Below are 13,460 nucleotides of genomic sequence, written 5' to 3'. Positions count from 1 at the left end.
CCGGATTCCCGGCCCGGTAGAGTGGGCCACTCCGGGCCGGGGCCGGTCGGAGCCGTGCGCGCACGGCGCCGAAGTCGGGATGTCGGGGTCGTCCGATCTGCCACGATTCCCCGGGGGGCCGTTCTGTCCGGTGAACGGTGCTCGTTGGAGTTGCGAGCAGGGTTGGGGTCTCCCCTGCTCGGAGAGCTCGGGGAAGGATGGACCGCGCAGTGCGGGGCTACGAACGCCAGGAGAGCCACCGAGCTGAAGACGACCATCTTTCGCGGTTCGAAGCCGAGATGGACCGGCTGAAGAAGGAGCGAGAGAAGGCCGTCCAGCACGCCGAGGACCTCGGGTACCAGGTCGAGGTGTTGCGCGCCAAGCTCCACGAGGCGCGTCGCACCCTCGCGACCCGTCCCGCCTACGACAGCGCGGACATCGGCTACCAGGCCGAACAGATGCTGCGCAACGCGCAGATGCAGGCCGAGCAGTTGCGCCAGGACGCCGAGCGCGAGCTGCGCGAGGCCCGTGCCCAGACGCAGCGGATCCTCCAGGAGCACGCCGAGCAGCAGGCCCGCCTCCAGGCGGAGCTGCACAACGAGGCCGTCCAGCGCCGCCAGCAGCTCGACCAGGAGCTGAGCGAGCGCCGCCAGACCGTCGAGTCGCACGTCAACGAGAACGTGGCCTGGGCCGAGCAGCTCCGCGCCCGCACCGAGGCCCAGGCCCGGCGCCTGATGGAGGAGTCCCGCGCCGAGGCCGAGCAGTCGCTCGCCGCCGCGCGCGCCGAGGCGGCCCGGATCGCCGAGGAGACCCGCCGCCGGGTGGGCACCGAGGCCGAGGCGGCCCGTGCCGAGGCCGAAGCGATTCTGCTGCGCGCCCGCAAGGACGCCGAGCGGCTGCTCAACGCCGCCTCCAGCCAGGCGCAGGAGGCCACCAGCCACGCCGAGCAGCTCCGCTCCTCCACCACCGCCGAGACCGAGCAGGCCCGCCGCCGGGCCGCCGAGCTGTCCCGCGCGGCCGAGGTGCGCGTCCAGGAGGCCGAGGAGAAGCTGCGCGAGGCCCGCGCCGAGGCCGAGCGGACCCTCGCCGAGGCCAAGGAGGCGGCGGCCAAGCAGCTCGCCACCGCCGAGTCCGTCAACGAGCAGCGCACCCGTACCGCCAAGACCGAGATCGCCCGGCTCGTCGGCGAGGCCACCAAGGAGGCCGAGGCCCTCAAGGAGCAGGCCGAGGAGAAGCTTCGCGAGGCGACCGCCGAGGCCGAGAAGATGGTCGCGGAGGCCGCCGAGAAGGCCCGTACGGCCGCCGCCGAGGACTCCGCCGCCGCGCTCGCCAAGGCCGCCCGCACCGCCGAGGAGGTCCTGTCCAAGGCGTCCGCGGACGCCCAGGAGACCACCCGCAAGGCCGCCGAGGAGGCGGAGCGGATCCGCCGGGAGGCGGAGGCGGAGGCCGACCGGCTGCGGCTGCGGGCCGAGGAGCAGGCCGACGAGCTGCTCGGTTCGGCGAAGGACGACACCAAGGAGTACCGCGCCAAGACGGTCGAGCTGCAGGAGGAGGCGCGCCGGCTGCGCGGCGAGGCCGAGCACCTGCGCGCCGAGGCCGTCGCCGAGGGCGAGCGGATCCGCGGCGAGGCGCGGCGCGAGGCCGTCCAGCAGATCGAGGAGGCGGCGAAGACCGCCGAGGAGCTGCTCGCCAAGGCCCGCAAGGACGCCGACGAGCTGCGCACGAGCGCGGGCGCCGAGAGCGAGCGGGTGCGCGGCGAGGCCATGGAGCGCGCGCAGACGCTGCGCACGCAGGCCGAGGAGACCCTGGAGCGGACCCGCGCCGAGGCCGAGCGGCTGCGGGCCGAGGCCGAGGAGCAGGCCGAGTCGGTCAAGGAGGCGGCGGAGGCCGCCGCGGCCCGGCTGCGCGAGGAGGCCGAGCGGGCCGCCGCGGCCCGGCAGGCGGAGGCGGCCGAGGAGCTGGCCCGGCTGCACACCGAGGCCGAGACGAAGCTGTCGACGGCCGGTCAGGAGCTTCACGACGCGCGCGCCGAGGGCGAGCGGATCCGCCGCGAGGCCGCCGAGGAGACCGAGCGGCTGCGCACCGAGGCCGCCGAGCGGATCCGTACGCTCCAGGCGCAGGCCGAGCAGGAGGCCGAGCGGCTGCGCGCCGAGGCCGCCGCGGACGCGTCCACCGCCCGTTCCGAGGCGGAGGCCGCGGCCACCGCCCTGCGGGAGGAGGCCCGGACCGAGGCCGAGCGGCTGCGGTCCGAGGCGCAGGAGACCGCCGACCGGGTACGGGCCGAGGCCGCGGCCGCGGCCGAGCGGATCGCCGCCGAGGCCGCGGAGGCGCTGGCCGCCGCGCAGGAGGAGGCCAACCGGCGCCGCCGGGAGGCCGAGGAGACGCTGGACTCGGCCCGTTCCGAGGCCGGCCGGGAGCGCGAGCTCGCCCGCGCGCAGTCCGAGGAGCTGCTGGCCTCCGCCCGCAAGCGGGTCGAGGAGGCGCAGGCCGAGGCGCAGCGGCTGGTCGAGGAGGCGGACGCCCGGGCCACCGAGATGGTGTCGGCGGCCGAGCAGACCGCGCAGGAGGTGCGCGACTCGGTCGCGGGTCTGCGCGAGGCGGCCGAGGAGGAGATCGCCGGGCTGCGCAGCGCGGCCGAGCACGCGGCCGAGCGCACCCGCACCGAGGCGCAGGAGGAGGCGGACCGGGTCCGCGCCGACGCGTACGAGGAGCGGGAGCGGGCCACCGAGGACGCGAACCGGGTGCGCGAGCGCGCCCAGGAGGAGTCCGAGGCGGCGAAGGCGCTGGCCGAGCGGACGGTCACGGACGCGCTGGCCGAGGCGGAGAAGCTGCGGGCGGACACCGCCGAGTACGCGCAGCGGGTACGGACCGAGGCGACGGACGCCCTGGCGTCGGCCGAGCAGGACGCGGCCCGCACCCGTGCGGACGCCCGCGAGGACGCCAACCGGATCCGTTCGGAGGCGGCCGCACAGGCGGAGACCGTGGTCGGCGAGGCCCGCACGGAGGCGGAGCGGATCGGCGCCGAGGCCGAGCAGGTCCTGGACGAGGCCCGCAAGGCCGCCGACAAGCGGCGTGCCGACGCCGCCGAGCAGGCCGACGCCCTCATCGGCGAGGCGACCGCGGAGGCCGAGCGCATCAACGCCGAGGCCGAACGCCTCCTCACCGAGGCCGAGCAGGTCAAGGCCGACGGCGAAGCCGAGGCCGAAGCCCTCCGCGCCGCCGCCCGCGCCGACGGCGAACAGGTCCTCGACGAAGCCCGCAAGGCCGCCGACAAGCGGCGTGCCGACGCCGCCGAACAGGCCGACACCCTCATCGGCGAGGCCACCGCCGAAGCCGAGCGCATCAACGCCGAGGCCGAACGCCTCCTCACCGAGGCCGAGCAGGTCAAGGCCGACGGCGAAGCCGAGGCCGAAGCCCTCCGCGCCGCCGCCCGCGCCGACGGCGAACAGGTCCTCGACGAAGCCCGCAAGGCCGCCGACAAGCGCCGCGCGGACGCCGCCGAACAGGCCGACACCCTCATCGGCGAGGCCACCGCCGAAGCCGAGCGGCTCACCACGGAGGCCGCCGAGCTGCTCGAGTCGACGGAGCAGGAGGCGCTGCGGCTGCGGACCGAGGCCGAGCAGGTCAAGGTGGACGGCGAGGCGCACGCGCAGGCGCTGCGCAGTGCCGCGCTCGCGGACGCCGAACGGATCCTGGACGAGGCCCGCAAGGCCGCCGACAAGCGGCGTGCCGACGCCGCCGAGCAGGCCGACGCCCTCATCGGCGAGGCGACGGCGGAGGCGGAGCGGATCGCCGCCGAGGCCGCGCGGGTCAAGGCGGAGGCGGAGGCCGCGGCCGAGGAGATGCGGGCCGACGCGCGCGCCGAGGCCGACCGTACGCTCGACGAGGCCCGGGAGGCCGGCGCGAAGCGGCGTGCGGACGCGGCCGAGCAGGCCGACCAGTTGATGGCCAAGGCCCAGGAGGAGGCGCTGCGCGCCACCACCGAGGCGGAGACGCAGGCCGACACGATGGTCGGCGCGGCCCGCAAGGAGGCCGAGCGGATCGTCGCCGAGGCGACCATCGAGGGCAACTCGCTGGTGGAGAAGGCCCGTACGGACGCCGACGAGCTCCTTGTCGGGGCGCGCAGCGACGCGACCGCCATAAGGGAGCGGGCGGAGGAGCTGCGGGCCCGGGTCGAGGGCGAGATCGAGGAGCTGCACGAGCGGGCCCGGCGCGAGACGGCCGAGCAGATGAAGACGGCCGGCGAGCGCGTGGACAAGCTGGTGAAGGCCGCCGAGGAGCAGCGGGCGGAGGCCGAGGAGAAGGCCAAGCGGCTGGTCTCGGAGGCGAGTTCGGAGGCGAGCAAGGTCCGTATCGCCGCCGTGAAGAAGGCCGAGGCGCTGCTCAAGGAGGCCGAGCAGAAGAAGGCGTCGCTCGTCGCGGAGGCGGAGCGGATCAAGGCGGAGGCCGAGCGCGAGGCCGAGCAGCTCGTGTCGGAGGGCAAGCGCGAGCTGGACGTGCTGGTTCGCCGGCGCGAGGACATCAATGCCGAGATCTCCCGTGTCCAGGACGTCCTGGAAGCGTTGGAGTCTTTCGAGACGCCGCCGGGCGGTGACAAGTCCGCCGGGCGGGAAGGGGCCAAGGCAGCCGCGTCCGCGGGGGCCACTCGTTCGGGTGGCAAGTCCTCGGACGGCTAGCCACTCAAAAGGCTGGACATTCTCCAGATCAAACGGGCATACGCTCGATGACACGCCGCTTCGACCCCTAGGATTCCCTCTAACACCTCACCGGTCTCATTCGACAGGAACCCCATGAGCGACACTTCCTCCCCCTTCGGCTTCGAGCTCGTGCGGCGTGGTTACGACCGCGGTCAGGTGGACGACCGCATTACCAAGCTCGTCGCCGACCGTGACAGTGCTCTGGCCCGAATCACCTCTCTGGAAAAGCGCATCGAGGAACTGCACCTCGAAACGCAGAACGCCCAGGCGCAGGTCACCGACGCGGAGCCGTCGTACGCCGGTCTCGGCGCCCGCGTCGAGAAGATCCTCCGGCTGGCCGAGGAGGAGGCGAAGGACCTGCGCGAGGAGGCCCGTCGCGCCGCCGAGCAGCACCGTGAGCTGGCCGAGTCCGCCGCCCAGCAGGTCCGCAACGACGCCGAGGCGTTCGCGGCCGAGCGCAAGGCGAAGGCCGAGGACGAGGGCGTCCGGATCGTCGAGAAGGCGCAGGGCGAGGCGAACTCGCTGCGTGCCGAGGCCCAGAAGGACGCGCAGTCGAAGCGCGAGGAGGCCGACGCGCTCTTCGAGGAGACCCGCGCCAAGGCCGCCCAGGCCGCCGCGGACTTCGAGACCAACCTGGCCAAGCGCCGCGAGCAGTCGGAGCGGGACCTGGCCTCGCGTCAGGCGAAGGCGGAGAAGCGCCTCGCCGAGATCGAGCACCGGGCGGAGCAGCTCCGCCTGGAGGCCGAGAAGCTGCGGACGGACGCGGAGCGCCGGGCCCGTCAGACGGTGGAGACCGCGCAGCGCCAGGCCGAGGACATCGTGGCCGACGCGAACGCCAAGGCGGACCGGATCCGCAGCGAATCGGAGCGCGAGCTGGCGGCGCTGACGAACCGCCGCGACTCGATCAACGCGCAGCTCACCAACGTCCGCGAGATGCTGGCCACGCTGACCGGTGCCGCGGTGGCCGCGGCCGGCTCGCCGATCGACGACGAGCGGAGCGCGGGCGTCCCGGCCCAGCAGTCGCGCTGAGCCCGGCCGTCGCGCCGAGCCCGGTCGTCGCGCCGATCCCGGCGGTCGTGCCGGCCGGCTCCCTCGGGCGGCTCTGACGCGAGAAAAGACCCCCTGTCATTCCGGTGGCGGGGGGTTTTGCGTGCCCGTAGGTTGGTACGCATGATCGAGCTTGAGGGCCTCACCAAGCGCTACGGGCAGAAGACGGCGGTCGACCATCTCACCTTCACCGTACGGCCGGGCGTGGTCACCGGCTTCCTGGGGCCGAACGGGGCGGGCAAGTCGACCACGATGCGGATGATGCTGGACCTGGACAACCCGACGAGCGGGACGGTCCGGATCGACGGCAGGCACTACCGGGAGCTCCAGGAGCCGCTGAAGTACATCGGGGCGCTGCTCGACGCCAAGGCGATGCACGGCGGCCGCTCCGCGTACAACAACCTGCTGTGTCTGGCCCAGTCGAACCGCATTCCGGAGCGGCGGGTCGGCGAGGTGCTGGATCTGGTGGGTCTGACGCCGGTCGCGAGGAAGAAGTCGAAGGGCTTCTCGCTCGGCATGGGCCAACGGCTAGGAATCGCCTCGGCGTTGCTCGGTGATCCCGAGATCCTGATGTTCGACGAACCCGTCAATGGTCTGGACCCCGAGGGAATTCACTGGATCCGCAATCTGATGAAGGCGCTGGCCGCGGAGGGCCGGACGATCTTCGTTTCCAGCCATCTGATGAGTGAAATGGCGCTGACGGCCGATCATCTGATCGTGATCGGGCAGGGAAAGCTGCTGGCAGACACGTCGATGGCGGATTTCATCCAGCAGAATTCACGGAGTTACGTGCGGCTGCGCTCTCCACAGCAGGAACGCCTGCGGGACGTGCTGCACACGAGCGGTTTTGTCGCGGTCGAGGCGGGCGGCGGGGTCCTGGAGGTCGACGGGACGACGACGGAGAAGCTGGGCGAGCTGGCGGCCGCGCACCAGATCGTGCTGCACGAGCTGAGCTCCCAGCGGGCCTCGCTGGAAGAGGCGTTCATGCAGATGACGGCGGGCGCGGTGGAGTACCACGCGCACGGGACGGACGTCCACGGCGGCGGGCCGGCCGGGCAGCCCGCCGGGCCCCGCTGGGGCGAGAGCTTCGAGGGAGCCTGATCGATGGCAACGGCATCCGCGGTCCTCCAGTCGGAATGGACCAAGATCCGCACGGTCTCGTCGACGGTGTGGACGCTGGCGTCCGCCCTGCTGGTGACGGTGGCGATGAGCGCGGCGCTGTGCGCGCTGATGAGCTCGGAGTTCGACAACCTCTCCGACGTGGAGCGGGCGACCTTCGACCCGACCTTCCTCAGCTTCTCCGGGATGATGCTCGGGCAACTGGCGATGGTGGTCTTCGGTGTCCTCGTGGTGGGCACCGAGTACTCGTCGGGCATGATCCGCACCTCGCTGGCCGCCGTTCCGCAGCGGGCGAGCTTCCTCTTCTCGAAGATCGCGGTGGCCGGTGCGCTGGCCCTGGTCGTGGGCCTCGCGACCAGCTTCCTGTCCTTCTTCCTCGGTCAGGCCCTGCTCGGCGAGCACCGCACCACGCTGGGCGCGGACAACGTGCTGCGGGCGGTGATCGGCGGCGGGCTCTACATGGGCCTGATCGCGATCTTCTCGATGGGTGTGGCGACGATGCTGCGCTCCTCGATGCTGTCGCTCGGCATCCTCGTGCCGTTCTTCTTCCTGATCTCGCAGATCCTGTCGGCGGTGCCGAAGGCCAAGGAGGTCGCGCGTTACTTCCCCGACCAGGCCGGCTCGAAGATCATGCAGGTGGTGCCGGACGCGATGGGCTCGGAGAAGGCGCCGTACGGCCCGTGGGGCGGCCTCGGGATCATGCTGATCTGGGTGGCGGCCGCGCTGATCGGCGGCTATCTGGTGCTCAAGAAGCGCGACGCCTGACCGGACCCGGAGAAAACCCCGATCCGTCCCGGGGGGAGACCCCGATCCCTCCCGGGGAAGACCCTGGCCCGCCCCCGAGGTCACGATTCACACATCGGCGGAACCGTGAACGGCTGGATAAGCTCTTCGCTCGTACGGGGGGCTCCGGCCGCCGGCCGTGACGCCCCGACGACGACCTGACCTGTCGATGGGGCTGGAGAATGATCGAGGCAGTCGGCCTGACGAAGCGCTACGGCGCCAAGACGGCCGTGTACAACCTTTCCTTCCAGGTGAGGCCCGGGCACGTCACGGGCTTCCTCGGCCCCAACGGCTCGGGCAAGTCGACGACCATGCGGATGATCCTCGGCCTGGACCGGCCGACGTCCGGGCATGTCACCATCGGCGGACACCCCTTCCGGCAGCTCCCGAACGCGCCCCGGCAGGTCGGCGCGCTGCTCGACGCGAAGGCCGTGCACGGCGGCCGCAGCGCTCGCAACCACCTCCTGTCGCTGGCCCAGCTCGCCGGCATCCCGGCGCAGCGGGTCGACGAGGTGCTCGGCGTGGTCGGCCTCCAGGACGTCGCCCGGCGCCGCTCCAAGGGCTTCTCGCTCGGCATGGGGCAGCGGCTCGGGATCGCGGCGGCGCTGCTCGGCGACCCGCAGGTGCTGCTCTTCGACGAGCCGGTCAACGGGCTCGACCCGGAGGGCATCCTCTGGGTCCGCAACCTGATGAAGAAGCTGGCCGCCGAGGGCCGGACCGTCTTCGTCTCCAGCCATCTGATGAGCGAGATGGCGCTGACCGCGGACCACCTGATCGTGATCGGCCGCGGACAACTGCTCGCCGACATGAGCGTGAAGGACTTCATCTCGGCGAACTCGGCGGACTTCGCCCGGGTGCGCACCCCGCAGACCGAGCCGCAGCAGCGGGAGAAGCTGAGCGCGGCGCTCACCGAGGCCGGCGGCCGTGTGCTGTCCGAGCCGGACGGGGCGCTGCGGGTGACCGGGCTGCCGCTGCCGCGGATCAGCGACCTGGCGCACGAGGCGGACGTACGGCTGTGGGAGCTCTCCCCGCACCAGGCGTCGCTGGAGGAGGCGTACATGCGGATGACGCAGGGCGCCGTGGACTACCGCTCCACCGACGACCGGCTGGCCCACCTCCAGCCGCCGCTGCCGCCGCACCAGCAGCAGCCGCAGGAGCAGGGGTACGTGATCCCGGAGGTGCCGCAGCAGGGCTGGTACGCCCCGCCGCCGCCCGGACAGAACCCGTACGCGCAGAACCCGGCCCCGAGCCAGAACCCCGAGGACGCCCGATGACCACCCCGCCGCCGACCCCGTACGCGTACGTCTCCCCCATCCCGGTCCGCAAGGCGCACCTCGGTGACGCGCTCGCCTCGGAGTGGACCAAGATCCGCTCGGTGCGCTCCACGATGTGGACCGTCGGCGTCATGGTGCTGCTGATGCTCGGCATCGGCCTCGGGGTGGGCGCGGTCGCCGCCGCCGCGGGCCAGGAGATGTCGCAGGAGTCCGCCCTCGGCCTCGGTTTCTTCGGCATGCTGCCGGCCTCGATCTGCGTGATGACGCTGGGCGTGCTCAGCATCAGCTCCGAGTACGGCACGGGCATGATCCGTACGACGCTGACCGCCTGCCCGAGCCGGACGCGGGTGCTCACCGCGAAGGCGATCGTCTTCTTCGCGGTGGTCTTCTCGCTCGTCACAGTGATGGCGGCGGTGGTCGGCGCGGCCCAGGTCGCCATGGTCGACGCGGTCGACCCGAGCGGCGCGCAGTGGCTGCGGGCCACCGTCGGCGTGGGCCTGTTCCTGGCGCTGCTCGGTCTGCTCGCGATGGGCGTCGGCGCGATCATGCGGCACTCGGCGGGCGCGATCACGGTGATGATCGGAGTGCTGCTGCTGCCGCTGGTGGCGGCGCTGTTCATGTTCTCCGAGGCGCTGCGTTCGGTGCAGGAGGCGCTGTTCATGTACGCGATCCCCTCGCAGATGATCGCGCTCTACAGCGACGCGGCGCCGTTCAACAACGAGGGGCCGGCCGGCTGGGAGCCGGTGGTGATCATCGCGGGGCTCACGGCGGCCGTGCTCGGAGGCGCGTACGCGCTGCTCAACAGCAGGGACGTGTAGCCGGCGCGGTGGCCGTGGGGCCGGGGCGTCCGGCCCGGCCCTTCAGTACCGAGGCGCGTTGCGGGACCGCTGCACCCGGGTGGTGCGGCGGTCCTTCGCGTTCCAGCACGCCTTGTGCCAGTGGCGGCGGTCGTCGACACCGCCGTACTCCGGCCAGGCCACCAGGTGCGGGGCGCCGCCCGGGATCTCCTGGTCGCAGCCCGGGCAGCGGTAGCGCTTGCCGGGGGTGCTCGCCCCGGCGACATGGCGCACGCACCACTCCTCGCCCTGCCAGGTCTCGGTGCGCTGCACGCCGCCGTACCGGTCGCCCGGATCGCCCTGCTGGACCGGCTTCGCGCCGCCACGGGGGCGGTTGTGGCGCGGGGACACTTCGACACCTCACTGGGGGGTACGGGAACACGGACCGTTCCGTCCAGCGTACGGGCCGCGACGGGGTGGCCCGTCCCCCGCCCGGCGCGGATCAGCGGAAAATCGCAAGAACTTGGGGAACGGCCGTTGCCTTTGGCACGTGTCAGACGTTGTTGCCAGTGCGTGGGGGAGTTCATGGGGAAGTCCGAGGGGGAGACGCGCCGTCCGCGAGGAGGCAGAAACGATGCGCGTGGGTACGTTCGTACTGGCCGCCCAGTTCCCGGGCCAGGGCCAGGGGGAAGCACTGCACCGCGCGGTGCGGACCGCCGAGGTCGCCGACGAGGCGGGACTCGACTCCGTCTGGCTGGCCGAGCACCACTTCGTGCCGTACGGGGTGTGCCCCTCGGCCGTGACGCTGGCGGCGCTGCTCCTGGGCCGCACCCGGCGGATCCGGGTCGGCACGGCGGTCAGCGTGCTGCCGAGCGTCCACCCGGTGGGGCTGGGCGAGCAGGCGGCGCTGCTGCACGTGACCTCGGGCGGCCGGTTCACCCTCGGGGTGGGCCGCGGCGGGCCGTGGGTCGATCTTGAGGTCTTCGGATCGGGACTTCCCGCGTACGAGCGGGACTTCCCCGAGTCGCTCGATCTGCTGCTGCGCTGGCTCAGCGAGCCCCGGGTCGGCGCCGAGGGGGAACGATTCGCTTTCCGCGAGGTGGCGGTCGTGCCCGCCCCCGGCGAGCTGATCGGCGGGCCGGCCGCCCCTGAGGTGGTGCTCGCCTGCACCTCGCCGAAGAGCGTGCGGCTCGCCGCCGAGCGGGGCCTGCCGATGCTGCTCGGCATGCACTGCGGGGACGAGGAGAAGGCCGAGATGGTGGCCTGCTGGCAGCGGTCCGCGCGGGAGGCCGGGCACAGCCCGGACGAGATCGCCCGGATCGGGACCGGCCATGTGTCGGCCGGCGTGGTCCAGCTCGCGGATCGCGGCGCGGACGCGGCGGAGGCCCTGCTGAAGGCGATGCCCGGCTGGCTGAAGCAGGGGCTGGACGCCCATGTGACGGTGGACGGCCGGCGCCGCGCGATGCGCGACCCGGTCGCGTACACGGAGCTGCTGTGCGGGCTGCACCCGGTGGGCACGCCCCGGCTCGCGGCGGACCGGCTCGCGGCGACCGCCGAGCGCACGGGCATCACCCGCTTCGCGCTGCTCGCGGAGGGCTCGGGCGACCTCGCGGCCACGGAGGAGAACGTACGGCGGCTGGGCGCCGACGTGCTGCCGCTCCTGGTGTGACGGCTCACGGTGGTGTGCGGGACCGTGCCGCCGCTCCGGCATCCCTTCGTTCTCCCGCGATGCGGAGCGGCGGTACCAGTCCTGTCAGCAGTCGCGCAGTTCCGGCGACTGGTTGAGAAGCTGCCCCCGTACGGAGGTGAAGCGGGCGAGCCGCTCGTCCACCGACGGGTCCAGCGGGAAGACCGCCACCCGGTGGCAGTTCTGGAAGGCGAGACGCACCCCGAAGTGGCGCTGCAGCGCACCGCGGATGGCATCGCTCGCGAGTGCACGCAGTAGCTGACCACGTGCCTGCTCGTTCGGCGGCGGCGTCTGGTTGTCGGCGAACTCTCCGCCGTCGACCTTGAGCTGTGCCACCAGAGAACTGATCATCTCCCATGCGTAGGGCAGGGAGGTCCGGACGCAGTCGACGAAGTCGGCTTCGTCGACCTCGCCTCGCTCGGCCTGTTCCAACAGAGCCGGTGAGACGTCGAGCGACATGGGTTCTCCTCTCGCGACCCCGCGAGCGGGGTCTTGCGGGCAGGGACAGGGGCCGGCGGCGCGCACGCAGCGTGCACGGGCGACGACCTCCTGTCCTCCACGGTAAGCGCCGGGTCCTGACCGCACCAGGAGATTGGGCACACAACCGGCCAATAACCGACGGGTGTTGGGCGTACGCCGGGCGGGCGTTACGGGCCGAATCGCGTAGAGGAGCGTCCGTCTTGTAGCGTTGCGGACCATGCGTCTCGTCATTGCCCGTTGTTCCGTGGACTACGCGGGCCGGCTCACGGCCCACCTGCCCTCCGCACCCCGTCTGATCCTGGTCAAGGCCGACGGCAGCGTCTCGATCCACGCGGACGACCGGGCGTACAAACCGCTCAACTGGATGTCCCCGCCCTGCACGCTGAAGGAATCCGTCGACGGCGAGGCCGTCGAGAACGGCGCGGCGGCGGTCTGGACCGTGATCAACAAAGCGGGCGAGAAACTGATCATCACGATGGAGGAGATCCTCCACGACTCCTCGCACGAACTGGGCGTCGACCCGGGTCTCATCAAGGACGGCGTGGAAGCGCACCTCCAGGAGCTCCTCGCGGACCGCATCGAGACGCTGGGCGAGGGCTGGACGCTGATCCGCCGCGAGTACCCGACGGCCATCGGGCCGGTGGACATCCTGTGCCGGGACGCCGACGGGGCGACGGTCGCGGTGGAGATCAAGCGGCGCGGCGAGATCGACGGCGTGGAGCAGCTCACCCGCTATCTGGAGCTGCTCAACCGCGACCCGCACCTGGCGCCGGTGAAGGGCATCTTCGCGGCCCAGGAGATCAAGCCGCAGGCGCGGGTACTGGCGACGGACCGCGGGATCGACTGCGTGGTGCTCGACTACGACGCGCTGCGCGGGATCGAGGACGACAAGCTGCGGCTGTTCTGAGCCCCCGTCCGTATGTACGGATACGCGGGAAGGCCCGGGTGCGGTGGACGCGCCCGGGCCTTCGGCGTACGCGGGGTCAGGCCGGGGAGCCGGTCTGGGTGGAGGAGGCGGACTGGGAGCCGGAGGCGGAGCTGGACGTGGAGCCGCTGGGGGTGCCGGTGCTGGCCGACGGCGAAGGCGAGGTGCTGGGCGAGTTCGTGGGCGACTGGCTGGGCGTGGGAGACGTCGACGGCGAGGAGCTCGAAGACGACGGCTTCGGCGACTGCGACATCGTCGGGCGCGGCGGCGTCTTCGTCGGGTCGTCCGGCTCACGGGTGTCCGTCGCGGACGGCGAGGACGTCGGGTCCGGCGCGCCGCCGGTCGGGCCGGTCCCGCCCGGGGCCGACGTACCGGTCGGGCCCGGGGACGACGGGTCGGAGGGCGTGTCGGTGGTGTCCTCGGTGGGCTCGGGCTCGCCGCCGGTGCCGTCGTCCGTGCCGTCCGGGCTCGCGCTGCGGTCGGTGGTGACCCGGTCGGCGCCGGGGTCGGTGGCGTCGCCGGAGGTGGCGCCGAGGGTCACGACGGTGCCGAGTACGGCGACGAGGAGCGCGCCCGCGCCGACGGCGGCCAGGTTGCGGCTCGACGCTCTCTGCCGCGAACGCGCCGAACGCTCCGGCGAGCTCCAGTACCTCCTCGAACCCGACCTCAAGGAGGCCCGCGGCGGCCTGCGCG

Annotated in this window: 11 protein-coding genes; 9 read left to right on the top strand and 2 right to left on the bottom strand. The window is 72.8% G+C overall.

Translation table 11 applies throughout. The features are described 5' to 3' along the window. Positions 1 to 197: 197 nt before the first annotated feature. The 6 genes from scy (at position 198) to ABZ135_RS15815 (ending at position 9,717) form a co-directional block, all read left to right on the top strand. Positions 198 to 4,655 carry a polarized growth protein Scy gene (gene scy, locus ABZ135_RS15840; RefSeq protein WP_356695964.1) on the top strand — a complete coding sequence of 1,486 codons (4,458 nt, stop codon included), beginning with the start codon at positions 198 to 200 and terminating at the stop codon, positions 4,653 to 4,655. 114 nt (positions 4,656 to 4,769) lie between these two features. Then, a complete protein-coding gene (locus tag ABZ135_RS15835) occupies positions 4,770 to 5,705 on the top strand; it encodes a cellulose-binding protein (protein WP_356695962.1) in 936 nt (311 codons plus the stop codon). A gap of 141 nt (positions 5,706 to 5,846) precedes the next feature. Beyond that, the gene (locus ABZ135_RS15830) at positions 5,847 to 6,824 is read left to right on the top strand and encodes an ATP-binding cassette domain-containing protein (protein WP_356695960.1); all 978 of its coding nucleotides are present in this window, start codon (positions 5,847 to 5,849) and stop codon (positions 6,822 to 6,824) included. 3 nt (positions 6,825 to 6,827) lie between these two features. Beyond that, positions 6,828 to 7,607 (top strand): ABC transporter permease, encoded by a 780-nt coding sequence (locus ABZ135_RS15825; protein WP_356695958.1) that lies wholly within the window; start codon positions 6,828 to 6,830, stop codon positions 7,605 to 7,607. 200 nt (positions 7,608 to 7,807) lie between these two features. Beyond that, the gene (locus ABZ135_RS15820; RefSeq protein WP_356695956.1) at positions 7,808 to 8,899 is read left to right on the top strand and encodes an ABC transporter ATP-binding protein; all 1,092 of its coding nucleotides are present in this window, start codon (positions 7,808 to 7,810) and stop codon (positions 8,897 to 8,899) included. Next, a complete protein-coding gene (locus ABZ135_RS15815) occupies positions 8,896 to 9,717 on the top strand; it encodes an ABC transporter permease (protein ID WP_356695954.1) in 822 nt (273 codons plus the stop codon). The genes ABZ135_RS15820 and ABZ135_RS15815 overlap by 4 nt, the downstream gene beginning before the upstream one ends. A 42-nt stretch (positions 9,718 to 9,759) precedes the next feature. Here the strand turns inward: ABZ135_RS15815 and ABZ135_RS15810 are convergent, their stop codons facing one another. After that, a complete protein-coding gene (locus ABZ135_RS15810) occupies positions 9,760 to 10,086 on the bottom strand; it encodes an ATP/GTP-binding protein (RefSeq protein WP_356695952.1) in 327 nt (108 codons plus the stop codon). Between the two features lie 223 nt (positions 10,087 to 10,309). Here ABZ135_RS15810 and ABZ135_RS15805 point away from each other — a divergent pair, with 223 nt between their 5' ends. Then, positions 10,310 to 11,344 (top strand): LLM class flavin-dependent oxidoreductase, encoded by a 1,035-nt coding sequence (locus tag ABZ135_RS15805; protein WP_356695950.1) that lies wholly within the window; start codon positions 10,310 to 10,312, stop codon positions 11,342 to 11,344. Positions 11,345 to 11,428: 84 nt separating this feature from the next. Here the strand turns inward: ABZ135_RS15805 and ABZ135_RS15800 are convergent, their stop codons facing one another. Then, the gene (locus tag ABZ135_RS15800; protein WP_015036224.1) at positions 11,429 to 11,821 is read right to left on the bottom strand and encodes an SCO5389 family protein; all 393 of its coding nucleotides are present in this window, start codon (positions 11,819 to 11,821) and stop codon (positions 11,429 to 11,431) included. Positions 11,822 to 12,059: 238 nt separating this feature from the next. On the opposite strand from ABZ135_RS15800, the gene nucS reads away from it, so the two are divergent. Together nucS and ABZ135_RS15790 are read left to right on the top strand one after the other, a co-directional pair. Then, the gene (nucS, locus tag ABZ135_RS15795) at positions 12,060 to 12,749 is read left to right on the top strand and encodes an endonuclease NucS (protein ID WP_356695948.1); all 690 of its coding nucleotides are present in this window, start codon (positions 12,060 to 12,062) and stop codon (positions 12,747 to 12,749) included. 98 nt (positions 12,750 to 12,847) lie between these two features. Beyond that, positions 12,848 to 13,460 (top strand): hypothetical protein (locus tag ABZ135_RS15790; protein ID WP_356695946.1); only part of this gene is annotated, 613 nt, incomplete at its 3' end.

Source organism: Streptomyces sp. NPDC006339 (assembly GCF_040612775.1).
GTDB lineage: Bacteria > Actinomycetota > Actinomycetes > Streptomycetales > Streptomycetaceae > Streptomyces.
Note: the sequence above shows the minus strand (reverse complement) of the source record. Positions and strands in the feature narration are given on the sequence as shown.